Annotated in this window: 17 protein-coding genes, 1 rRNA gene and 2 pseudogenes; 11 read left to right on the forward strand and 9 right to left on the reverse strand. The window is 65.6% G+C overall.

Features of this window, described 5'->3' with window-relative positions:
- Positions 1–14: 14 nt before the first annotated feature.
- From rrf to CAG31_RS20780, 4 genes are all read left to right on the forward strand, one after another.
- Positions 15–130: ribosomal RNA gene (gene rrf, locus CAG31_RS20765) — 5S ribosomal RNA — on the forward strand.
- A gap of 148 nt (positions 131–278) precedes the next feature.
- Positions 279–938, forward strand: a complete 660-nt coding sequence (locus CAG31_RS20770) for a paraquat-inducible protein A (RefSeq protein ID WP_085584651.1) — start codon at positions 279–281, stop codon at positions 936–938.
- Positions 925–1,548, forward strand: a complete 624-nt coding sequence (locus tag CAG31_RS20775) for a paraquat-inducible protein A (protein ID WP_085584653.1) — start codon at positions 925–927, stop codon at positions 1,546–1,548. The genes CAG31_RS20770 and CAG31_RS20775 overlap by 14 nt, the downstream gene beginning before the upstream one ends.
- Positions 1,541–3,844, forward strand: coding sequence for an intermembrane transport protein PqiB (locus tag CAG31_RS20780; protein ID WP_085584655.1), 2,304 nt, complete (start codon positions 1,541–1,543; stop codon positions 3,842–3,844). Before CAG31_RS20775 ends, CAG31_RS20780 begins: the two co-directional genes overlap by 8 nt.
- Before the next feature lie 97 nt (positions 3,845–3,941).
- Here CAG31_RS20780 and mksF read toward each other — a convergent pair whose 3' ends face one another.
- The 3 genes from mksF to mksB are packed head-to-tail and all read right to left on the reverse strand — an operon-like array spanning position 3,942 to position 8,765.
- Positions 3,942–6,782, reverse strand: a complete 2,841-nt coding sequence (gene mksF, locus CAG31_RS20785) for an Mks condensin complex protein MksF (protein WP_085584657.1) — start codon at positions 6,780–6,782, stop codon at positions 3,942–3,944.
- On the reverse strand, positions 6,779–7,480 hold the full coding sequence (gene mksE / locus CAG31_RS20790; protein ID WP_085584659.1) for an Mks condensin complex protein MksE: 702 nt from the start codon (positions 7,478–7,480) through the stop codon (positions 6,779–6,781). The genes mksF and mksE overlap by 4 nt, the downstream gene beginning before the upstream one ends.
- Positions 7,470–8,765 (reverse strand): Mks condensin complex protein MksB, encoded by a 1,296-nt coding sequence (mksB, locus tag CAG31_RS20795; RefSeq protein ID WP_170930077.1) that lies wholly within the window; start codon positions 8,763–8,765, stop codon positions 7,470–7,472. Before mksB ends, mksE begins: the two co-directional genes overlap by 11 nt.
- Positions 8,766–8,997: 232 nt before the next feature.
- Here mksB and CAG31_RS20800 point away from each other — a divergent pair, with 232 nt between their 5' ends.
- Together CAG31_RS20800 and rimI are read left to right on the forward strand one after the other, a co-directional pair.
- Positions 8,998–9,744: an energy transducer TonB gene (locus CAG31_RS20800; protein ID WP_085584663.1), complete on the forward strand. Its 747-nt coding sequence runs from the start codon at positions 8,998–9,000 to the stop codon at positions 9,742–9,744.
- The gene (rimI, locus tag CAG31_RS20805; RefSeq protein ID WP_085584665.1) at positions 9,737–10,189 is read left to right on the forward strand and encodes a ribosomal protein S18-alanine N-acetyltransferase; all 453 of its coding nucleotides are present in this window, start codon (positions 9,737–9,739) and stop codon (positions 10,187–10,189) included. Before CAG31_RS20800 ends, rimI begins: the two co-directional genes overlap by 8 nt.
- 31 nt (positions 10,190–10,220) lie before the next feature.
- Here the strand turns inward: rimI and CAG31_RS20810 are convergent, their stop codons facing one another.
- Positions 10,221–10,625, reverse strand: coding sequence for a serine kinase/phosphatase (locus tag CAG31_RS20810; protein ID WP_085584667.1), 405 nt, complete (start codon positions 10,623–10,625; stop codon positions 10,221–10,223).
- A gap of 147 nt (positions 10,626–10,772) precedes the next feature.
- Here CAG31_RS20810 and can point away from each other — a divergent pair, with 147 nt between their 5' ends.
- Entirely contained in the window at positions 10,773–11,417 is a 645-nt protein-coding gene (gene can / locus CAG31_RS20815) for a carbonate dehydratase (RefSeq protein WP_085584669.1), read from the forward strand.
- An 8-nt stretch (positions 11,418–11,425) separates the two neighbouring features.
- Here can and CAG31_RS20820 read toward each other — a convergent pair whose 3' ends face one another.
- The 4 genes from CAG31_RS20820 to CAG31_RS20835 form a co-directional block, all read right to left on the reverse strand.
- Positions 11,426–11,944, reverse strand: coding sequence for an SET domain-containing protein (locus CAG31_RS20820; protein ID WP_085584671.1), 519 nt, complete (start codon positions 11,942–11,944; stop codon positions 11,426–11,428).
- A gap of 177 nt (positions 11,945–12,121) precedes the next feature.
- Positions 12,122–13,294 carry a hypothetical protein gene (locus CAG31_RS20825; RefSeq protein WP_085584673.1) on the reverse strand — a complete coding sequence of 391 codons (1,173 nt, stop codon included), beginning with the start codon at positions 13,292–13,294 and terminating at the stop codon, positions 12,122–12,124.
- A gap of 116 nt (positions 13,295–13,410) precedes the next feature.
- Positions 13,411–15,111, reverse strand: a complete 1,701-nt coding sequence (gene acpA / locus CAG31_RS20830; protein WP_085584675.1) for an acid phosphatase — start codon at positions 15,109–15,111, stop codon at positions 13,411–13,413.
- Positions 15,112–15,268: 157 nt separating this feature from the next.
- Positions 15,269–16,687, reverse strand: coding sequence for a short-chain fatty acid transporter (locus tag CAG31_RS20835; RefSeq protein WP_085584677.1), 1,419 nt, complete (start codon positions 16,685–16,687; stop codon positions 15,269–15,271).
- A gap of 311 nt (positions 16,688–16,998) precedes the next feature.
- Between CAG31_RS20835 and CAG31_RS20840 the strand changes: the two genes are divergently transcribed.
- The 4 genes and pseudogenes from CAG31_RS20840 (at position 16,999) to CAG31_RS20850 (ending at position 20,495) form a co-directional block, all read left to right on the forward strand.
- Positions 16,999–18,312 carry an MFS transporter gene (locus tag CAG31_RS20840; RefSeq protein WP_085584679.1) on the forward strand — a complete coding sequence of 438 codons (1,314 nt, stop codon included), beginning with the start codon at positions 16,999–17,001 and terminating at the stop codon, positions 18,310–18,312.
- Positions 18,313–18,514: 202 nt separating this feature from the next.
- Positions 18,515–19,153, forward strand: a pseudogene (locus tag CAG31_RS29040) (PAS domain-containing protein); the annotation flags it as partial.
- A gap of 156 nt (positions 19,154–19,309) precedes the next feature.
- Positions 19,310–19,741, forward strand: a pseudogene (locus tag CAG31_RS29045) (methyl-accepting chemotaxis protein); the annotation flags it as partial.
- Between the two features lie 154 nt (positions 19,742–19,895).
- Positions 19,896–20,495, forward strand: a complete 600-nt coding sequence (locus tag CAG31_RS20850; protein WP_085584683.1) for a flavin reductase family protein — start codon at positions 19,896–19,898, stop codon at positions 20,493–20,495.
- Here the strand turns inward: CAG31_RS20850 and CAG31_RS20855 are convergent.
- Entirely contained in the window at positions 20,492–21,016 is a 525-nt protein-coding gene (locus tag CAG31_RS20855; RefSeq protein WP_085584685.1) for a hypothetical protein, read from the reverse strand. The two genes, CAG31_RS20850 and CAG31_RS20855, sit on opposite strands and share 4 nt — an antisense overlap.
- Positions 21,017–21,197: the final 181 nt, after the last annotated feature.

Raw genomic sequence — 21,197 nt, forward strand, 5'->3', positions numbered from 1 at the left:
GGCACACAGAATTTCTTGACGACCATAGAGCGTTGGAACCACCTGATCCCATCCCGAACTCAGAAGTGAAACGATGCATCGCCGATGGTAGTGTGGGGTTTCCCCATGTGAGAGTAGGTCATCGTCAAGATTAAATTCCGAAACCCCAACTGCGAAAGCGGTTGGGGTTTTGTTTTGCCCGCAGGAAAGTTTTGTTAGCGTACGCAGAACAAATTTGCACAGTTATTTTCGAATAAGAACACTAAAATAGACCCCTCTTTTTCGGAGCCAGTGCCCTTATGTCTGATTCGGTTGACGCCCCCGGGCTGTCAGATTTACCGCTGGATGACTTGGTGGCCTGCCATGAGTGCGACTTGCTGATGCGCAAGCCGAAACTTGCCCATGGCGAGAAAGCCCTTTGCCCTCGCTGCGGCTACGAACTGTACGCCCATCGCCACAACGTGGTGCAGCGCAGCCTCGCCCTGGTTGTGGCGGCGCTATTGCTTTATGTGCCGGCGAACTTTCTGCCCATCATGCAGCTCAATGTACTCGGGCAATCATCGCAGGACACGGTCTGGAGCGGCGTCGTCGGTCTTTTCGACACCGACATGCGCGGCGTCTCGATCGTCGTGTTCCTGTGCAGCATGGCGATTCCGCTGCTCAAGCTGTTGTGCCAATTGATGGTGCTGCTGACGATCCGCTTCAATGTCGGACGCAGTTATGGCCTGCTGCTCTATCGGATCTATCACCACATGCGGGACTGGGGAATGCTGGAGGTGTACCTCATGGGCGTGCTGGTGGCGATCGTCAAGTTGGCGGACATGGCGGCGATCACCGTCGGTCTCGGCCTGATGTGCTTCATCGGTTTGCTGTTGGTTCAGGTCTGGCTGGAGGTGGTGATGTCACCGCATCAAATCTGGCAGGCGTTATCAGGAGAGGATGCCCATGCGGGCGATTGATGCAGGCATTCTGATCTGTGCCGAATGCCATGAACTGAACAGGCAGGAGGCCGGCACCGATGAGCAGACGTGCACGCGTTGCGGAGCGCAGGTCCACGCCCGGCGTCCGAACAGCCTCGTGCGTACTTGGGCGTTGTTGATCACGGCCGCCATCATCTACATCCCGGCCAACGTGTTGCCGATCATGACCGTCAGCGCGTTGGGCCAAGGCGAGCCCGCCACGATCATGTCCGGCGTGATCCAACTGGTGCAGCACGGGATGATCCCGATCGCGGCGGTGGTGTTCATCGCCAGCATCCTGGTGCCGACGTTCAAGCTGGTGGGCATCGCCCTGCTGCTGTTTTCCGTGCAGCGGCACCAGCCGTTGTCCGCACGTCAGCGGATCTGGATGTACCGCTTCATCGAGTTCATCGGCCGCTGGTCGATGCTCGACATTTTCGTGATCGCCATCCTGGTGGCGGTCGTCAACTTCGGCCGGCTCGCCAGCGTCGAAGCCAATCTCGGCGCCGTCGCCTTCGCCAGTGTGGTGATCCTGACGATGCTCGCCGCTGTCACTTTCGATCCCCGACTGATTTGGGACAACACGGAGTCGGATGCCGACCATGACTGATTTGCCTGTAGCGAAAACCCGACCGGCCTCGAACTGGTCCGCCATTTGGGTGCTGCCCCTGATCGCCCTGATCATCGGCGGTTGGCTCGGCTGGCGTGCCTACAACGAGACCGGCATCGAGATTCAGGTGCGCTTCGAAAGCGGCGAGGGCATTCAGGCCAACAAGACCGAAGTGTTTTACAAAGGCATGACGGTCGGCAAGGTGAAGGCCCTAAAGCTCGACGACGAAGGCAACTCCAAAGGCGTGATCGCCACGATCGAGATGAACAAGGATGTCGGACAGTACCTCAAGACCAGCACCCGTTTCTGGCTGGTCAAGCCGAGCGTGAGCCTGGCCGGCATCACCGGCCTCGAGACCCTGGTGTCTGGCAACTACGTGGCCATCAGCCCGGGAGAAGGCGAGCCGACCCGCAAGTTCACGGCCCTGGCCGAAGAGCCGCCGCTGTCCGATTCCCAGCCGGGCCTGCACTTGACCATCAAGGCGGATCGCCTTGGCTCGCTGGACCGTGGCAGCCCGGTGTTCTACAAGCAGATCAAGGTCGGCCAGATCAAAAGCTACCTGCTGTCCGAAGACCAGAACACCGTCGAGCTCAAAGTGTTCATCGAACCGGCCTACGCCAAACTGGTGCGCAAGCACACGCGGTTCTGGAACGCCAGCGGCATCAGCATCGACGCCAACCTGTCAGGCGTGAAGGTGCGCAGCGAATCCCTGGCCAGCATCGTCGCCGGCGGCATCGCGTTCGCCACCCCGGAGAACCGCAAGGACAGCCCACCCACCGACCCGAGCCTGCCGTTCCGCCTCTACGAGGACTTCGACGCTGCGGCCGCCGGGATCCGGGTGAAGGTCAAGCTCAGCGACTACGAAGGTTTGCAGGCCGGCCGTACGCCGGTGATGTACAAGGGCATCCAGGTCGGCAATCTCAAGGCGCTGAAGATCGATCCTGACCTGTCCACCGCCACCGCTGAACTGACCCTCGACCCGCTGGCCGAGGACTATCTGGTGGCCGGCACTCAGTTCTGGGTGGTCAAACCGTCGATTTCCCTGGCCGGCATCACCGGCCTGGAAGCGTTGGTTAAAGGCAACTACATCGCTGTGCGCCCGGGCGACAAGGGTGCGGCGCCGCAGCGCGAGTTCGAGGCCCGGCCGAAGGCGCCGCCGCTCGACCTGCGGGCGCCGGGCCTGCACCTGGTGCTGTTCACCGACAACCTGGGCTCGCTGGAGGTCGGCAGCCCGGTGCTCTACAAGCAAGTCAAGGTCGGTTCGGTGCAGAGCTATCAGTTCTCCAAGACCAAGAAGCAATTGGTCATCGGCGTGCACATCGAGAAGGAATACGAAAACCTGGTCAACGCCTCCACCCGTTTCTGGAACGCCAGCGGCGTCACGCTGACGGGCGGCTTGACCAGCGGCATCCAGGTCAAGAGCGAATCCCTGCAGAGCCTGATGGCCGGCGGCATCGCATTCGAGACGCCGCAGGCCAAGGCACCGCTGCAGAAGCGCATTCCGCGTTTCCGTCTGTTCGCCAACCATGACGAGGCGAACCAGAAAGGCGAGGTGGTGACGATCAAGGTCGACCGCGCCGACGGGTTACGCAGCGGCACGCCGATCCGCTTCAAGGGGTTGGATGTCGGCAAGGTCGAGAGCGTCGACCTGACGGACGACCTGCAGTCGGTGATCCTGACTGCCCGCATCACCGAAGTGCCGGAGCGCATCGCCCGGGTCGGCAGTCAGTTCTGGGTGGTCAAGCCGGAGCTGGGGCTGATCAAGACCTCCAACCTGGAGACCCTGGTCACCGGCCAATACCTGGAAGTGCAGCCGGCGGCGAAGAGCCTCGGGCCGCAGAAGAACTTCGTGGCGCTGGCCAGCCCGCCGGAAGCGGCGAAACAGGAGCCGGGGCTGAGCCTGGTGCTGAGCGCCGCCCGCCGGGGCTCGCTCAAGCCTGGCGTGCCGGTGACCTACCGCGAAATCACGGTGGGCAAAGTCACCGGTTACGAGCTGGGGCAGACGGCGGACCGGGTGCTGGTGCACATCCTGATCGAACCGAAGTACGCGCCGTTGGTGCGCAGCGGCACGCGGTTCTGGAACACCAGCGGCCTGGGCTTCGATTACGGTCTGTTCAAGGGCGTGACGGTGCGCACCGAGTCGCTGGAGACCCTGATCCAGGGCGGCATCGCCTTCGCCACGCCGGACGGCGAGCGGATGGGCAGCCCGGCCCGTGCGGAGCAGACGTTCCCGCTGTTCGACAAGTTCGAGGACGAGTGGCTGACCTGGGCGCCGAAGATTCCGCTCGGCAAGTGACCTATGCGTAGGCGCCGGCACTGAAAATCCCAGGCCAAGAAAAAGGGCCGCGATCCATTGGATCGCGGCCCTTTGTTTTGCCTTCAGCCCACGCGGATCAGACCGCGTCCAGCTCCGGCTCGTCGGCTTGCGCGTTGAGGGTGGCCTTCACCACGTCGTGACGGCGGATGTACTTCCAGTCCGCCTCGTCGATGTAGATCCCCGCCGGGCCGCTGCCGCCTTCCAGGTCGATGGCGACACTGGCGCAGACCTGCGGCTTCACGCTCGCCAGGATCGGCACGAAGCCCAGCTGCAGGCTGGTCTCCAGCAGCGCGGCCTGGTTCTTCTCGTCGATGTCCGCCGCCTCGTCGAGGTAGTACGGCAGACGCACGCGGCCGGCCAGGTCGCGGTCCATCAAGTGCAGCAACAGGTACATGTTGGTCAGCGCCTTGATGGTCATGGTGGTGCCGTTGGACGCCGCACCGTCGATGTCGGTGTGGATCACCGGCTGGCCGTTGACCTTGGTGATCTCGAACGCCAGTTCGAACAAGTCCTTGAGGCCGAGCTGGTTGTGGTTGGCCGCCACCAGCCGCGCCAGGTATTCCTTGGCCTCTTCGTTCTTGTTGTCCTGCTCGGCGCTCTGGCTCAGGTCGAACACCGACAGGGTCTCGCCTTCCTCGTACTGGCCGGCGCTGTGGATGATCTGGTCGATGTGCTTGAGCGCTTCCTTGTTCGGTGCCAGCACGATGCGGAAGCTTTGCAGGTTGGACACCTGACGCTTGTTGATCTCGCGGTTGAACAGCGCCAACTGGTGTTCGAGGCTGTCGTAGTCGCTGCGGATGTTGCGCAGGGTACGGGCGATGTCGGTGACCGCCGCGCGCCGCGCCTTGCCCAGGGTGAGGGCTTCGTCGGTGCGGTGCGCGTAGGCGTTGATCAGCAGCTGCAGGCGGCGCTCCATGTCGTCTTCGCTGTCGAACTTGGCCACGCCCTTGAGGCGCACCTGGGCGTACAGCGCTTCGATCTGGCCGTCGCAGCGCAGCAGGCCCTGCCAGCTGTCCTGGTAGTCGTTGAGCAGCGGCAGCAGGTTGTCCATCGAATCGTCGACCGGATCCATGAACGGCGTGCCGAACGGCAGATCCGCCGGCAGCAACTGACGGCGGCGCAGGGCGTCGTCGAGGGTGCGTTGCTTGGCTTCCATGTCGGCGATCTGCCGGCCGACCAGTTGCAGCTTGGCCGACAGCTGCTGGACGCGTTCGGTGAACGCGTCGCTGGAGCGCTTGAGCTCGTCCTGGGCGGCTTCCATCTGCGCCAGTTGCTCAAGCTTGTCGCCTTCCTCGGCGCTCAGGGTCTGGGTGCGGCGGAAGTCTTCCAGCGCCTTCTGCGCGTCCAGCACCTGCTGGTACAGCGCTTCGGTCTGGGTCTTGCTCGCGGCGCGGTCGGCGGCCACGGCCTGCTGGGTCTTGAGTTGCTTGAGCTCTTTTTCCAGACGCTCCTTCTGGTCGCGCAGCGCGGCGCGGTCGGCCAGGGCCTGGAGGGCCGGCGGCTCGATGTGCGAGATGTCGATGGACAGGCCCGGCACCTCGAAGCGCTCGCCCTTGAAGCCGTCGAGGATCAGTTCCACGGACTTGACCCATTCTCCGGCGTCGTCCAGCGCGATGCCGTGTTCGCCCAGCGGCAGGCTGAACAGCGCACTGTTGAACAGGCGCATCAGGCGTTCGACGTCCTGCTGGGAGAACTCTTCGCGCAGGCGGGCGTAGCTGTTGTTGTCGGCGTGGTCGAGTTGCTGCTTCACCGACTTCAGGCGCTTCTCCAGATCGCGCAGGCGCTCTTCCAGATCTTCGGCGCTGAACTGACGGGACTGCGCCAGGGCGCCGGCCAGTTCGTCGTGGGCGTCCTTGGCGGCCAGCAGCTGCTGCTCCAGCACCTTGACGTCGTCGACCAACGCAAAGCGGTGCTTGAGCACCGACAGCTCACCGAGCCAGCGCTGGATGCCGGTGATTTCCCGCTCCAGGCGCATCAGTTCCTGGGTGCCGCCGCGCTGGTCGTTCTGCAGGTCGTCCTGCTCGCGGCGGTAGTGTTCGGCCTGGATCGTCAGCTCTTCCTTGCGCGCGTTGGCGTAGTCCGACCAGGTGCCGAGCAGCGAGTCGAGCAGCGGCGACAGGCGATGCAGCTTGCCGCGCAACACGTCGCGCTGCTTGACGCCGTTGGCCAGGGCCTCGACCAGCGGGCCGGCGGCCACCAGCGAGTTGTAGTCCTGTTCCATGCGGCGCACATCGCGGAAGGCTTCTTCGCAGGCGGCGATGTAGTCGACGCTGCCGGAGCGCAGGCTGTGCTCGAACGCGTCGAGGAACAGTTGCTTGAGCTTGGCTGCGGTGATTTCGCGCATGTGCAGCAGGTTGATGAACAGGGCGCGGAAGGTCTTCAGGCTTTGCTCGTTGGTGGAGCGCAGCGGGATCAGGGTCAGGTCGAGCGGGATCGACGTATGGCCGCCGACCAGCAGGCGACGCAGTTCGTCGGGCTTGAGCTCGTAGGCTTTGAGGCCTTCGCGCTCAAGGTTGCTGAACAGCTCCTTCTGGCGCAGGCAGGTGTCGTCTTTCTGGTAGTGGGCCAGGTCGAGCTTGCCGGCGTAGGCGAAGAACTGGTGGCCGAAGCCGCCGCCCGGGCCGCGCCCGGCCACGCCGATCACGTGGGGGCCGTGGGGCAGGTTGACTTCGACGAGGATGTAGCTGGTGTCCGAGGCGAAGTAGAAGCGCCGCGACTGCTCCAGGCTGTACTTGCCGAAGCTCATGTCCGACATGCGCGCCAGGATCGGGAACTGCAAGGCGTTGATCGAGGCGGACTTGCCGAGGTTGTTCGCGCCGTAGACCGACAGCGGCTCTTCCAGCGGGAACAGGCCCAGGCTGTAGCCGGCGGTGTTCAAAAGGGCAAAGCGGCGGATGCCGTAGCGTTCCTGGCTCATTCGCCATACTCCTGTTCTTCGGCAATGGCCCGGGCCAGTGCGTCTTCTTCGCTTTCGTCCTCGAATTCGGACAGGTCAAGCGGGTCGTCGGTGGCCAGAAACTTCGCTTCGGCCGCGGCGTCGATCAGCACCGGCGCCGGCAGCGGCAGGACGCTGTGGACGCTGGCCGCCAGGTCGCGGTCCTGCTGCACCGACAGGCACACGTCGAGGAAACGGTGCATCGGCGGCAGGAAGCGGTACACGCCGTTCTCTTCGCTGGCGAAGCCGAGCTGGGTCATGCGGCGCATGATCTTCTCTTCGAGTTCGTCCTGGGTCTGCACTTCGGCCTGGATGAACAGGTCGCGGTACTTTTCCAGCAGCGACGGCAGTTCCTCGCGGCCGAGGCTGCCGCCGTCGAGCACGGCGATCGGGTCGCGGCCCTGGTCGGCCAGGTGCTCGACGAGGATGAAGGTGAACAGCGCCAGGCGCTGGGCGGTCTTGTTCACCGCGGCGGCGGCCATGTCCGGCACGAAGTAGTAGAAGCCGCGGGTGTCGCAGACCAGTTCGAAGCCCAGGGCCTTGAACAGCGTGCGGTACTGGTCCTGGAAGTTGGACAATTGCGCGTACAGTTCCGGATCGCGGCGGCTGACGTGGTAGCCCTTGAACAGTTCGCGGAAGATCGGCGCGAGTTGGGACAGTTCGGATAGATCAAGATGCATGAGAAGTACCTGCAGAGAGGGGGCTCGCAGCATCCTCGGCGGCGGTGTCGCGGGCCGAGAGCAGGGCGAAGGAGCGCAGGCTGACCCGGTGCTCGTGAGTGTGGTATTCGCGGCGCTCCAGACGCTCGCGCTTGAAGCGTTTCTCCCGCGACAGGCGCGAGAACCAGTAGAGCAGTTCGTCGGTGGCGCCGTCCGGTTCCTGCTCCAGCAGCCAGTTCATCAGATCCGGCATCGGCAGGGCTTCTTCGCAGCGGTCGACCATTTCGCGCACGGTGCGCGGCGCCCGCGGGGCGTCGCCGCCCTTGGCGGTCTTGTGGGCCTTGGGGAAGCGCGCCGGTTTCGGCTCGAAGCGGGCGAGGGCATACACGTAGGCCTCGACCTGGCTGGCGCTGCCCAGGAACGTGCTCTGCGGACGGGTGAACAGCGGCATCGCCGCCTGCGGTACGGCGTCGAGGCCCTTGCGCCGGATCGCCGCCAGGGCGAGGGCGGCGCCGCGGGTCACGGCGTTGTGCCGGCGGGCCTCTTCGCGCAGCGGCAGCAGCAGTTCCCGGGCGTGGCGCAGGGTGAGCTGGGCGCTGGTCTGCATTTCGAGGATGCGCGCGTGGGTGCGCAGCAGCATGTCGTCGTCGACCAGGTGGCCCAGGCGCTGCTGTTCGCTGAGCATCTTGAGCAGCACGGTCTCGACCTTGCGCACGCCCTGTTCGAAGGCGCCGTCGGCGTTGACCAGGTCGATCATCGGCTCGACGTACTCGTCCCAGGTCGCCAGCACTTCGGCGTAGCGCTGGCGCAGCGGGATCTGCCGGTCGCTGGTCTTGGCCCGTTCGGCCACGGCCACCAGGGCCTGCTCGTCGTTGTCGAGCTTCTTCAGGACGTCGCGCACGCGCATGTCGAGCAGGCGCAGCTGACGGGCGAGGTCGTTGCCGTCGCGGATCTCGAAGGCGTCCTGGATGTAGCCGGCCAGGCGTTCGAGGTGGCGCAGGTAGGCTTCGATCTCCAGGCACAGGCCCAGGCGGTGTTCACGGCGCAGGTAGGCGAGGAAGTCGTGGATCTGCGCGTTGAGCTCGAAACGGTTCGGGCTTTTGGCCACGGGCACCAGAATGTCGAGGCGGATCCACACGTCGAGCAGGTGGGTGATGTCCTGCGGCGTGCTTTCCAGTTGCTGGGCGGCCAGTTGCGTGCGCAGTTCGTTGAGGCTCAGGGTGCCTTGGTCGAAGTGCTCGCACAGTGGCTCCAGAAGTGCCCAGTGTTCAGCGAGGGCGCGCAAGACGCGCTTGGGTTCGATCATCGGAATGGCCGGCTGGTTGGCGGATAAAAGCCGCGATTGTACTGCATCGCGCGCGGTGCGATTCATTCTCGGGACGGGCTGTCGCATTCTTTGGTGAACGGACACCGGTCAAGGCTATCGATCAACAGCAAGCGATCTTGAGCGAAGGGCGGTAGAATCAGCGCACTTTAAGTTATCCACAAGTGGCCGACCCTTGCTTATCGAGTCCCGCCGCCGCGCCTATCTGAACGCCATGCAGGTGGTCAATTGGCTGCCGCGCACCGAATTGCCCTTTGCCGCGCCGTCGCGGCCCGAGTTGCTGGAGACGCCTGAACCCGAGGCCGTCGTGCCGGATCTGCCGGCCGCTGCGGCCTCGGCCCCGGCGCAATCGGCCCCGCGTGCGGCCGAGCGGGTGAAGATCGAAGTGCCGCGCCCGACGCCGGCCGCCGGCCGTCCTGCCGCCAAACCGGTGGAGGACGCCGAGGAGGCGGCGCCGGTCGTGCGCCCCGCACCGGTGCCGCCGCCGCGTTTCGCCCTGCAGCTGCTGCGGGCCGGGCGGTGCTTCCTGCTGGTCGAGCTGCCCACCGGCGAGCCGTTCCAGTCCCGGGATCCGGCCTACCTGCTGCTCAAGGACATGCTGCGCGCCGCCGGCCTGCCGGACGCCCCGCAGATCGTCGGCGAGCCGGTGCGCTGGCCGCTGCTGGTGCGCAGTTCGATGGATCAGGGGCCGGAGGCGGCCCGGGATTTCGTCCAGGGGTTCCTGTCGGTGCGCATGGAAGAAGCGCCGTGTGCGTTTGTGTGGCTGATCGGTCTGCCGGCGGTGCGGTTTGCCGGCGAGGCGGACGCCGAGGCGTTCAACCGCGAACTGCAGATCGAAGGGCTCGGCCCGGCCTGGGCGTTGCCGGGCCTGGAACTGTTGATGGAAGAGCCGCAGCGCAAGGGCGCCGTGTGGCAAGCCATGCGCCGGCTGATGGCGCGCTGGAAAGAATCGAATGAGTGACGCTGTATCGTTCCGCCCGATGACCGAGGCGGACCTGGACGCTGTGCTGAAGATCGAATACGCGGCGTACAGCCACCCGTGGACCCGCGGGATCTTTCTCGACGGTCTGGGCAAGTACCAGATCTGGCTGATGTTCGAAGGCCAGCAGCAGGTCGGTCACGGCGTCGTCCAGATCATCCTGGACGAGGCGCACCTGCTGAACATCACGGTCAAGCCCGAGAACCAGGGCCGCGGCCTGGGGCTCAAACTGCTGGAGCACCTGATGTCCCGAGCCTACGCGGCCGAGGCGCGGGAGTGTTTCCTGGAGGTGCGCGACAGCAACACCGCGGCGTTTCGCCTGTACGAGCGCTACGGCTTCAACGAGGTCGGCCGGCGCCGGGACTACTACCCGGCGGTGGGCGGACGCGAGGACGCCGTGGTGATGGTCTGCACGCTGGTCGACTGATCCCCTCTGGCCGCACAAGGCCTGCACGGTCTCAGCGCTTGCGGTCCAGCGGGTCGCGCCTGGCCAGTTCCGCCTCGTCCGGCCCGTCGCCGGCGCCGATGTCCCGGCTGTCGACGATGCTCAAGTCCCAGTCCGCCGGATCGTCCCGACCGGCCTCATGGGCATCCCTGGCGCCGTCTTCGCGGATCAGGGTCTCCGGGCTCAGGTCATCGTCGGTGGGCTGATGGTCGCCGACGGAAGCACCGGTCATGCCCGCTTCACGCACCCGCTGGCGGGGCATCAGCTGTTCGCGCTCCCGGGGCGGCAGTTCGTCGCCGATCTTGGCGTCCGGCTGTTCGTCGTCGAAATCCAGCTCGTGCACCGACCCCATGCGGTCTTGGGTATCATCGATCGGCGCCGGCTGCGCTGCGTCGAAGGGGCGTCGTGAGTCGTTCATGGCAATTCCTCGTACTATGCTGTGGGCCTTATCTGGGTGGACTCACCGGGCACCCGAGAAATTCCGATGAAAACACTTGCCGCGCATCCGTGACCCCGACCGGCGGTCGACTGTCACACCCACGCATCTTTCTTGAGGCCTTACAGCATGCATGACTTACAAGACCTGATTGATAACAACGAGCGTTGGGCTGACGCGATCACCAAGGAAGACCCGGATTTCTTCGCCAAGCTGGCCCGCCAGCAGACGCCGGAGTATCTGTGGATCGGCTGCTCCGACGCACGGGTGCCGGCCAACGAGATCGTCGGCATGCTGCCGGGCGATCTGTTCGTGCACCGCAACGTCGCCAACGTGGTGCTGCACACCGACCTCAACTGCCTGTCGGTGATCCAGTACGCGGTGGACGTGCTCAAGGTCAAGCACATCCTGGTGACCGGCCACTACGGCTGCGGCGGTGTGCGGGCCTCGATGCAGGATCGCCAGTTCGGCCTGATCGACGGCTGGCTGCGTTCGATCCGCGACCTGTACTACGAGAAGCGCGAAGAGATCGCTAAGCTTGCGACCGAGGAAGAGCAGGTCGACCGCCTGTGCGAACTCAACGTGATCCAGCAGGTGGCCAACGTCGCCCACACCAGCATCGTGCAGAACGCCTGGCACCGCGGCCAGAGCCTGTCGGTGCACGGCTGCATCTACGGCATCAAGGACGGTCGCTGGAAAAGCCTGAACACCACCATCAGCGGTTTCGAGCAACTGCCGCCGCAATACCGCCTGCGTCCGGTCGGGGCGCCGTGACGGCGTGATCAGCGCCGGCGCCTCCAGTCCTGCAGGAAGCGCTGGCCTTGCGGGTTCGGCGGTTCGTCGAACCCGGTGATCCAGCCGCGGCAGCGCGGGGCGCCGCAGCCGCAGGCGAACTGGTGCAGCACCTTGCTTTCGGTGGCGGCCAGATCGACCGTGAGCCGCTCGCCCGGCGCGATGTCCCTGAGCGCCCACAGCCACAGTTCGCTCATGTCCAGGAACACGTTCGGGTCGCAGGCATGTCCGATCAACCCGCAGAATCTCGGGTCATACAGATGCACGTCCGGCAGCAACTGCCGGGTCTGCCGGCAGCGGTAGGGCAGCAGTTGCCCCGAGATCCGGCACATGCGGCTGATGCGCAGGAATCCCTTGCGCGCCACGACGGCCGAGGGCAGGCCTTGGGGATCGTGGACGATCTCGAAGTCGTGCCGGGAGGGAAAGCCTAGGCGGACCGGCAGCCCCGCGAACGGATAGATGCCTTCCGTGTCGCGCGGCACGGGTCGTTGGACGACGCAACGGTTCATAACTGTCCCTGTCGATGGTCGTGTTGATTCCTCAAAACCGACGTCCTGTCGGTACTGTTTCGCTGATTGGCTCAATGTTCTCGCGAGCGGCCCGGCAGGTCTACTGTCAGATCTGACAGGCGAAATGGACGCATCCTTGCGTCAGCCCTGGCTGACACAAGGGGCGTCGAGCGTGCCTTACAGGTGCGGGGCGGGTTGGGCGGTGGCCGGCAGCGGTTCCTTCAGGGCCTTGAGCTGCGTCTTGACCGGCGCGGTGGTGCACTTGGCCGCCGCCTGCTCCGGGGTGAGGTTGCGGATCGAGGTGTAGAACAGCTCGCAGGTCTTGACCTTCTGCGTGACTTGCCAGGTCTGGGTGCAACTGTCGAGCAGGGTCTTCGGATCGCTGCCCGGCTTGCTGCCCATGCCCGCCTGCCAGCAGGCGGCGCTCAGGTCCTGGCCCATCACCTTCAGGCCGGCCGCGTCGGCCTTGGCCTGGGCGTCGTCGCCGGTGTAGGTTTCCGGATCCGCCGCGTACCAGATGTAGCTCGGGTGGTTGGAGCCCAGCACCGGCACCTTCACGCCGTCGCTCGGGCTGATGGTCGCCAGGCCCAGCACGTTCACGGTCTGGCCGTACTGCTGCTTGATCCAGTTACGCACCGGCGCGCCGAAGGCCACCATCGGCAACGCGGCGCCGTTGGCGCTGACGCTGACCTGCTTGACCATGGTGGTCTGGTAGTCCTTGAAGTAGTCGTAGACGCCTTCCAGATCCTTGCCGGCGCTGGCCGGCGCGGCGATCGGGGCGATGTCGACGATGGTCTGGTAGGCCGGGGTCTGGTCGGCGGGGATGCCGTTGTCGGTCAGAAGCGCCGCCCAGCGGTCGGTGGTGTTGGAGCGCAGGTAGTCCTGGGCCTGGGTCAGCGAATAGTCCGGCGGGAAGTGCAGCAGCTCGACGCTCTTGCGGTTCTCCAGGGCCATGCCCAGCGGCAGGAACAGATACCAGCTGTACGCCCACTTGCCGTCGGCGTTGAGCTTGCTGGCGCCGGTGTAGGCCAGGTCGCCGGCGTCCAGCAGGGCGGACAGCGGCTTGTCGTAGCCCTGCGGCACGCCGCTGATCTCGGCGTAGAGCTGATCGTTGTCGGTCTTCACCAGCACCTTGGCGTTGGCGTACCCGTCGCGCTGCACGCTCTGGGTCAGGTAGTGCGACACGGTCTGTTCCAGCGTCCAGTTGCGGAAGCAGATCACGCTGCAGTTGTTGGGGTAGGCGAAGAGGCGGGTGACGCGTTCGGTGCTGCCCAGCTTCAGGTCGACATCGGCGTGGGCCGCCGCGCTGAGGGTCAGCGCGGCGAGAGTGAGTCCTGCGAGTTTGAACATGCTCAGATCCTTTTCAGCGTGGGTCCCGGAGATGGGATGCGTGCCATATTGGATCAGCCGTACGGCGCAGAGAAGCGCCCGCACGGAGTTTTTTTGCACGCCCGCAGGCGCTGTCCTCAGACCGGAAAACGCAGGGCGGCGGTCAGGTCGCCCAGCGGTTTCTGGCCCCGGGCGGCCATGGCCTCGTCGCGTTGCCTGAGCCCGTCGAGCTTCTCCAGCCGGAACACCCGGGTGATCAGGCGCAGGATCGAGGCGGTGTCGTACACCGTATGGTCCACCGTGCCCTTGCGGGCGAACGGCGACACCACCAGCGCCGGCACCCGGGAACCGGGGCCCCAGCGGTCGCCCTTGGGCGGCGCGACGTGGTCCCACCAGCCGCCGTTCTCGTCGACCGTGACGATCACCACCATGTTTTTCCATTGCGGGCTTTCCTGCAGCACCTTCAAGGCCCTGGCGATGTGGCGGTCGCCGGAGGCCACGTCGGCGTAGCCGGCATGCATGTTCAGGTTGCCCTGGGGCTTGTAGAAGCTGACGGCTGGCAGCTTGCCGGCCTCGGCGTCGGCGAAGAAGCGGTTGCTGCCCGACTCGTCGCCCAGGCCCGCGTCACGCAGGCGCCGGGCGCGCTCTTCGGGGTTCTCGGGCCCCTGCTGGCGGAAGTAGTTGAACGGCTGGTGGTGGTACTGGAAGTTCGGGATCTTGGGGATGCCGCCCGAGTCCTTGAACTGATCCAGCGTCGCTTGCCAGGCGCCGGCGTACCAGGCCCAGTCGATGTTGCGCTTGGAGAGCTTGTCGCCGATGTGTTCGTGGGTCTGGGGCACCAGGACGTTGGGCAGGTCCGGCTTGGAATAGGCCGGCCGCTCCGGGTCGCGGATCCAGGTGGGCCAGTACGGTGGCGCCAGGGTGTTCACCGCATAGCCGTCCGGCGTCAGCGCGCTCGGGCCGAACTGCGGCGGGCCGGTCATGGCGCTGGCCGGGGATTGCTCCAGCGGCTTGAGGCGCGGGTCGGCGGGGTCGTCGCTCTGCAGGGACGCGATCTGACCTTTGGCCACCGACTCGGCCGCGTGCGGATAGAAAGGCACGGTGGCGCTGATCAGGTACTGGTGATTGAGGAAGGAGCCGCCGAAAGCGCCCTGGAAGAAGTTGTCGCACAGCACGAACTCCCGGGCGACGTCCCACAGGCGCAGGGAATAGCGGCTCTGTGCGTAGTGGCCCATGGTCAGGCCGCCGGAGTCGGCCCAGGCCACGAAGCCGTCGTTCTTGCCGCCGTTGATCTGCATCTGGTTCTGGTAGAACACGTGCCACAGGTCGCGGGTCACCAGGCCCAGCGGCAAGTCTTCGGCGTTCGGCCCTTTGAGGGCGAACGGTGCGTTGGGCAGGTTTTCCTGAAACTGCACGGCGGTGGGGTACGTCACGCCGTCCAGGGTCTGCGGGCCGGTCTGCAGGATGCCGCCCCAGGCGGGAGGCAGGGCCGGCAGCAGGCTGCCGTCGCGGTCGCGCTGCTGGTAGTCGGCGGGCTTGAGGGCCGACAGCGGTCGCTCGACGCCCGGGAAGTCGCCGAACAGGTTGTTGAAGCTGCGGTTCTCGGCGTAGATCACCACCACGGTCTTCACGTGGGTTTGCAGGGCCTTGTCCAGTTCGGCCGCCGACAGCGGACGTTCGTCCGGCTTGTCCGGTCCGTCGCCGCGGTTGCCGCAGGCCGCCAGCGTCGCGCCGGCGCCGAGCACCGCCACACCGCCGAGGAAACGGCGTCGACTGGTGTCGGCAGGAAGGTCATGGTCGGGGGAGGGCGGGGCGCTGTCGTTTGTGTCGTCGTTCATCTAGAAGCCTGTGTCTGCTTAATTGTTTCAGTATATTTCTGGCGGACGCTAGCAAGGGAATGTGACGGTTGGGTGACGTCCGCAAGGCCAGGCCCGTCGCAGCGGGAGCGCGGCGTGTCCGCGCGCCCGTCAGGCCCGTATCCGCCAGCCGAGGCGGTTACGGCATCACCGGCGGCAGGTAGGCCAGCGTCGTCCCCAGTGCCCACAGCAACGCCAGCACCAACGGCGTGTGCACCAGCAACTGCACGAACGAGAAGCCGATCAAGTCCCGCGCCTTCAGCCCCAGCACGCCCAGCAACGGCAGCATGTAGAACGGGTTGATCAGGTTCGGCAGGGCCTCGGCGGCGTTGTAGATCTGCACCGCCCAGCCCAAGTGGTACTTGAGGTCGTTGGCCACCTGCATCACGTACGGCGCCTCGATGATCCACTTGCCGCCGCCGGACGGGATGAAGAAGCCGAGAATCGCCGAGTACACGCCCATCAGCAGCGCATAGGTGTCGTGGGAGGCGATGCTGACGAAGAACGTCGAGATGTGGTGGGCCAGGGTCTGGGCGTCGGCGCCCTTGACCGTGGTCATCAGCGCGGCGATGGAGCCGTACAGCGGGAACTGGATCAGCACTCCGGTGGTGGTCGGCACGGCGCGGGCGACCGCGTCGAGGAAACTGCGCGGACGCCAGTGCAGCAGCGCGCCGAGCATGATGAACAGGAAGTTGTAGGTGTTCAGCCCGGAGATCGCGGTGATCGCAGGCTTGGTCGAGAACTCGTGGAACAGCCACCCGGCCGCCAGCAGCACCAGCACGATGATCAGCAGCGGGCTGTGTTCCAGCCACTCGCCGGGGCGGGTGCGCGGTTGCAGCGGCGGCAGGTTGAAGCTCGGGTCGATGCCGCAGGCCTGGGCGTCGCGGGCGGAGTTCGGGCCGGGGGCGGTGGCGTAGGCGATGATGATCGACACCACGATCAGCGCCAGCAGCATCACGCCGGACTGCCAGAGGAAGATGGTCTGGGTGAACGGGATCACCCCGGTGATCGACAGGATCGACGGCGGCAGGCTGCCGGGGTTGGCCTGCAGTTGCGCGGCCGACGAGGACAGGCCCAGCGCCCATACCGCGCCGAGGCCCAGGTAGGCCGCGGCGCCGGCGGCGCGGTAGTCCATCTTCAGGTCGCTGCGCCGGGCGAGGGCGCGCACCAGCAAGCCGCCGAACACCAACGACAGGCCCCAGTTGAGCAGCGAGGCGACCATCGAGATCAGCGCGACCCAGGCCACGGCCGAACGGCCGTTCTTGGGCAGCCGCGCCAGGCGGTCGATCAGTTTCACGGCGGGCGGCGAGCTGGCGACCACATAGCCGCCGATCACCACGAAGGCCATCTGCATGGTGAACGGGATCAGGCTCCAGAACCCGTCGCCGAACGCCATGGCGGCGTCGGTGGGCTTGGCGCCCATGGCCAGGGTGGCCAGGGCCACGATGATCACGGCGAGCGCGGCGAACACCCAGGAATCGGGAAACCAGCGTTCGGCAAAGTTGGAGCAGCGCAGGGCAAAACGGGCGGAGCGGCTATCTTCGATGTCAACGGCCACGGGAATACCTCGGATTCTTATGTTTATTGTGATCCGTCAGAAGCGCCGCGCCCCCTGTGGCAGCGGGCTTGTCCGCGAAGGCGTCAGGCCGGTCGGCATCGGTGCCGGACGCAACGGCCTCTTCGGGGGCAAGCCCGCTGCCACGGTGTGTCTGGCGTGGTGTGTGCGGACAGGCCCCAACAGTAAATCAGGCGCCGGCCTTTCCGTGAGCAGGTTTTGCAAAACCGGGACTATGGTCTAACGGGTTGTCCCCCGGCCCGTTTGCGTAGACCATGGGCGCCCCGGTTTTTGCCGCTGCCCGAGCCTCTGCCATGACTGCCGCCCCGCTTGCCCGACCGGCCCCTTTCAGCCGTTCCGACTACAAGACCTTAGGTCTTGCGGCGTTGGGCGGGGCGCTGGAGATCTACGACTTCATCATTTTCGTGTTCTTCGCCCTGACCCTCAGCCAGCTGTTCTTCCCGCCGGAAATGCCCGAATGGCTGCGCCTGCTGCAAAGCTTCGGGATCTTCGTCACCGGGTATCTGGCGCGGCCGCTGGGCGGGATCCTGATGGCGCATTTCGCCGACCGCCTGGGGCGCAAGAAGGTCTTCAGCCTGAGCATCCTGATGATGGCGCTGCCGTGCCTGCTGATCGGGCTGATGCCGACGTACGCGCAGATCGGCTACTTCGCGCCGCTGCTCCTGCTGGCGCTGCGCATCCTGCAAGGGGCGGCGGTGGGCGGCGAGGTGCCGAGCGCCTGGGTGTTCGTCGCCGAGCACGCGCCGCCGGGCCACCGTGGCTATGCCCTGGGCTTTCTGCAGGCCGGCCTGACCTTCGGTTACCTGATCGGCGCGCTGACCGCGACCTTCCTGGCGCAGATGTTCACCCCGGCGGAAGTACTCGACTACGCCTGGCGCTACCCGTTCCTGCTCGGCGGCGTGTTCGGCGTGATCGGTGTGTGGCTGCGCCGCTGGCTCAGCGAGACGCCGGTGTTCATGGCGATGGAGGCGCAGCGCGAAGCGCGGGTCGAACTGCCGCTGCGCACGGTGCTGCGCGAGCACCGCCTGGCGATGCTGCCGGCCATGCTGCTGACCTGCGTGCTGACGTCGGCGGTGGTGGTGTTCGTGGTCATCACCCCGACCATGATGCAGAAGACCTTCGGCATGACCGCCAGCCGCACCTTCGCCTTGAGCGCGCTGGGCATCGTGTTCCTGAACATCGGCTGCGTGATCGCCGGCAAACTGGTCGACCGCATCGGCGCCTGGCGCACGGTCATGCTCTACAGCCTGCTGCTGCCGCTGGGCATCGGCGTGCTGTACGCCTGCCTGATCGGCGGGGGCGGCTGGATCGGCCTCGCCTATGCCGTGGCCGGGCTCGCCTGCGGCGTGGTGGGGGCGGTGCCGTCGGTGATGGTCGGCCTGTTTCCGGCGCGGATCCGGGTGTCGGGGATCTCCTTCACCTACAACATCGCCTACGCGGCCTGGGCCAGCGTGACGCCGCTGCTGCTGGTCGGGCTGATGCCGTGGAGCCCGTGGGTCTGCGTGATCTTCTGCGCCGTGATGGGCCTGGCGGGCCTGGCCGGCGCGGCGTATTTCGGCTCGCGGATGCCGCATCCGGGACAGTGCCGGGTGGCGGGAACCGCCTGAGTGGCGGGGGCCGAACTATTTTTGTAGGACAGCCCTCAAGCGCACTTCAGAAAAGAATCCCGAGGCCGATGGTTAGGTGGCATACCCGCTTTCTACCCATCGGTGCTTTCCCATGTTCAATACACGCCTGAAGCAAGAGCTCGCGGCTCTTCGCGAAGAACTCTCCAGCCTTCTGCAAGTGAAAGAGAGTCTGGAAAGCGAGATGCTGGTGCTGACCCTTGAGCCCGACGGACGCATCCAGTCCGCCAACCAGAATTTCCTCAACGAGATGGGCTACCGGAGCCACGACCTGATCGGTCGTGCCCTGGAAGACATCGTGCCGGCCCATGTGAAGTCCGATGAGTTCCACCACCGTTTCCGCGCCGCGCTGACCCGCGGCGAACACTTCGCCGGGGCCGTGCGCCTGCTGCGCGGCAATGGCGAAGAGGCCTGGTTGCGTTCCATTTCGCAGCCGATCCGCTCCTCGGACGGGCGGATCAAGTATTTCGCGATCTACTCCAGCGACCTGACCCGCACCATCGAGGCCTCGCGCGAGCACGAGAACCTGATCGGGGCGCTGGTGCGTTCGACCGCCGTGATCGAGTTCGACCTCAACGGCAACGTGCTGAGCGCCAACGACCGCTTCCTCAATGGCATGGGCTACAGCCTGGCGCAGATCCAGGGCAAGCATCACCGCATGTTCTGCGACCCGATGGAAGCCGGCAGCGCCGACTACCAGAACTTCTGGCGCCGCCTGAACAACGGCGAGTTCGTGGCCGGCCGCTTCAAGCGGGTGGACAGCCATGGCCGCACCGTGTGGCTGGAGGCTTCCTACAACCCGGTGGTCGACGCCAACGACAAGCTCTACAAAGTGGTGAAGTTCGCCACGGTGATCACCGATCAGGTCAACCAGGAGCAGGCGGTCGCCGAAGCCGCCAACATCGCTTACAGCACCTCGCTGCAGACCGACAGCACCGCCCAGCGCGGCACCGCGGTGGTGACCGAAGCGGTCAATGTGATGCGCGACCTGTCACGGCACATGCAGACCGCCGGCGAAGGCATCGAGGCGCTGAACGAGCAGTCGCTGGTGATCGGCACCATCGTCAAGACCATCAGCGGCATCGCCGAACAGACCAACCTGCTGGCGCTCAACGCTGCCATCGAAGCGGCCCGCGCCGGCGAGCAGGGGCGGGGCTTTGCGGTGGTGGCCGACGAAGTGCGGCAACTGGCCTCGCGCACCAGCCAGGCCACCGAAGAGATCGTCGGCGTGGTGCGCCAGAACCAAGACATGGCGCGCAACGCCGTGGCCTTGATGACCGACGGCAAGCTCCAGGCCGAACAGGGCCTGGCGCTGGCGGCGGAGGCGGGCACCGTGATCGTCGAGATCCAGGACGGTGCGCAGAAGGTGGTGAACGCGGTCGGCCAGTTCGCCAACCAGCTGTCCAACTGATTCAAGGCTTCTCCCTGTGGGAGCGAGCTTGCTCGCGATGGCGTCCGATCACTCACGTTCCAGGTGACTGACGGGGCGCCCTCGCACGCAGGCTCGCTCCCACAGTCATTGGGGCTGAGGCTACAATCGGTTCCTTTTCCCGGAGCAGATGCCCATGAGCGTTTCCCACCGCCGCCCGGTTCCCCTGAACAAAGCCTACCGCCTGCTCAACCACGGCCCGACCGTGCTGGTCAGCGCCGCCCACGACGGCCAGCGCAACATCATGGCCGCCGCCTGGGCCATGCCGCTGGACTTCGAACCGCCGAAGGTGGCGGTGGTGCTCGACAAGTCCACCTGGACGCGGCAACTGCTGGAAGCCAGCGGCACCTTCGTGCTCAACGTCCCTTGTGCGCTTCAGGCCGACGTCGTGCAGACCGTCGGTTCGACCTCCGGGCTTGAGATCAGCCAGGCCCAGGGCCGGGACAAGTTCCAGGCCTTTGGCTTGCAGACGTTCGAAGGCGAACAGGTGCAGGCGCCGATGCTCGACGGCTGCGTGGCCTGGCTGGAATGCCGGCTGCTGCCGGAGCCGCACAACCATGACCGGTACGACCTGTTTCTCGCCGAGGTGATCGCCGCCCAGGCGGACGAACGCGTGTTCAGCGACGGCCGCTGGCACTTCGACGGTCAGGACGGTTTGCGCACGCTGCACCATGTGGCCGGCGGGCACTTCCTGAAGATCGGCGACCCGGTGGACGGCAAGGCGCTCAAGGCCTAAAGGCGGATATGGTTCTTCACGTGGGCACGGCTCGGCTGCGGCAGCAGAAAGTCGTGCAGCAGTGACACCCAGGCCGACAGCACCAGGGTCATGATGCCCAGCACGGCGTTGGCCAGCCACTGCTTGAGGGCCACGGGCTCCACTTCGATGAACGGTGCGATGATCAGGAAGCCGACGATGGCCCCCAGTCCGGTGCGCAGCAGCGTGAGGAAGCTGGTGCCGACCTCGGCGGTCACCTGGTAGATCGACTCGAAGCGCTCCCGCATGCGGTCTGTCTTGAGCCGGTACAGTTTCTTGTGCAGGCACACCAAGCTGTAGATCAGCAGCAGGCACACGGCGTGGTCGATCACCGGGGTGCTGGCCAGCAGGGCCTGGAGCATGGCATGCAGCTCCGAGGGACGGGTCGAGTGCATCAGCAGCGGCACCGTCCCCAGCAGGAAACCGACGATCAGCTCGGTTCTGAAACGCCGCAGAAACCTTCCGAAATCCGCGTATGAATTGCTCTGCCAGCGGTTGCTCATGGAATGCCGTGCCTTGTGCAGTTGAAGATGTAACACCTTAAATCAACGGCTTCAGGTCGGATGTCTGACGCTTCTTCGGATGTTGCAGGGCATTTCTCCACGTGGTGTGAGCAGAGCGCCGGAAACGGCCCTTGACCGGTTCTTTTCCCGGACCCGTTGCCGTCATGTCCGGGGCTGGCGG

Origin of the sequence: Pseudomonas sp. R25(2017) (assembly GCF_002112565.1) — a bacterium.
GTDB lineage: Bacteria > Pseudomonadota > Gammaproteobacteria > Pseudomonadales > Pseudomonadaceae > Aquipseudomonas > Aquipseudomonas ekonensis.

What these genes read in the sequence shown, in the direction of transcription:
- CAG31_RS20770 (WP_085584651.1), top strand. Translation starts at nt 279, where the DNA reads ATGTCTGATTCGGTTGACGCCCCCGGGCTGTCAGATTTACCGCTGGAT.
- CAG31_RS20775 (WP_085584653.1), top strand. Translation starts at nt 925, where the DNA reads ATGCGGGCGATTGATGCAGGCATTCTGATCTGTGCCGAATGCCATGAA.
- CAG31_RS20780 (WP_085584655.1), top strand. Translation starts at nt 1,541, where the DNA reads ATGACTGATTTGCCTGTAGCGAAAACCCGACCGGCCTCGAACTGGTCC.
- mksF (WP_085584657.1), bottom strand. Translation starts at nt 6,782, where the DNA reads ATGAGCCAGGAACGCTACGGCATCCGCCGCTTTGCCCTTTTGAACACC.
- mksE (WP_085584659.1), bottom strand. Translation starts at nt 7,480, where the DNA reads ATGCATCTTGATCTATCCGAACTGTCCCAACTCGCGCCGATCTTCCGC.
- mksB (WP_170930077.1), bottom strand. Translation starts at nt 8,765, where the DNA reads ATGATCGAACCCAAGCGCGTCTTGCGCGCCCTCGCTGAACACTGGGCA.
- CAG31_RS20800 (WP_085584663.1), top strand. Translation starts at nt 8,998, where the DNA reads ATGCAGGTGGTCAATTGGCTGCCGCGCACCGAATTGCCCTTTGCCGCG.
- rimI (WP_085584665.1), top strand. Translation starts at nt 9,737, where the DNA reads ATGAGTGACGCTGTATCGTTCCGCCCGATGACCGAGGCGGACCTGGAC.
- CAG31_RS20810 (WP_085584667.1), bottom strand. Translation starts at nt 10,625, where the DNA reads ATGAACGACTCACGACGCCCCTTCGACGCAGCGCAGCCGGCGCCGATC.
- can (WP_085584669.1), top strand. Translation starts at nt 10,773, where the DNA reads ATGCATGACTTACAAGACCTGATTGATAACAACGAGCGTTGGGCTGAC.
- CAG31_RS20820 (WP_085584671.1), bottom strand. Translation starts at nt 11,944, where the DNA reads ATGAACCGTTGCGTCGTCCAACGACCCGTGCCGCGCGACACGGAAGGC.
- CAG31_RS20825 (WP_085584673.1), bottom strand. Translation starts at nt 13,294, where the DNA reads ATGTTCAAACTCGCAGGACTCACTCTCGCCGCGCTGACCCTCAGCGCG.
- acpA (WP_085584675.1), bottom strand. Translation starts at nt 15,111, where the DNA reads ATGAACGACGACACAAACGACAGCGCCCCGCCCTCCCCCGACCATGAC.
- CAG31_RS20840 (WP_085584679.1), top strand. Translation starts at nt 16,999, where the DNA reads ATGACTGCCGCCCCGCTTGCCCGACCGGCCCCTTTCAGCCGTTCCGAC.
- CAG31_RS20850 (WP_085584683.1), top strand. Translation starts at nt 19,896, where the DNA reads ATGAGCGTTTCCCACCGCCGCCCGGTTCCCCTGAACAAAGCCTACCGC.
- CAG31_RS20855 (WP_085584685.1), bottom strand. Translation starts at nt 21,016, where the DNA reads ATGAGCAACCGCTGGCAGAGCAATTCATACGCGGATTTCGGAAGGTTT.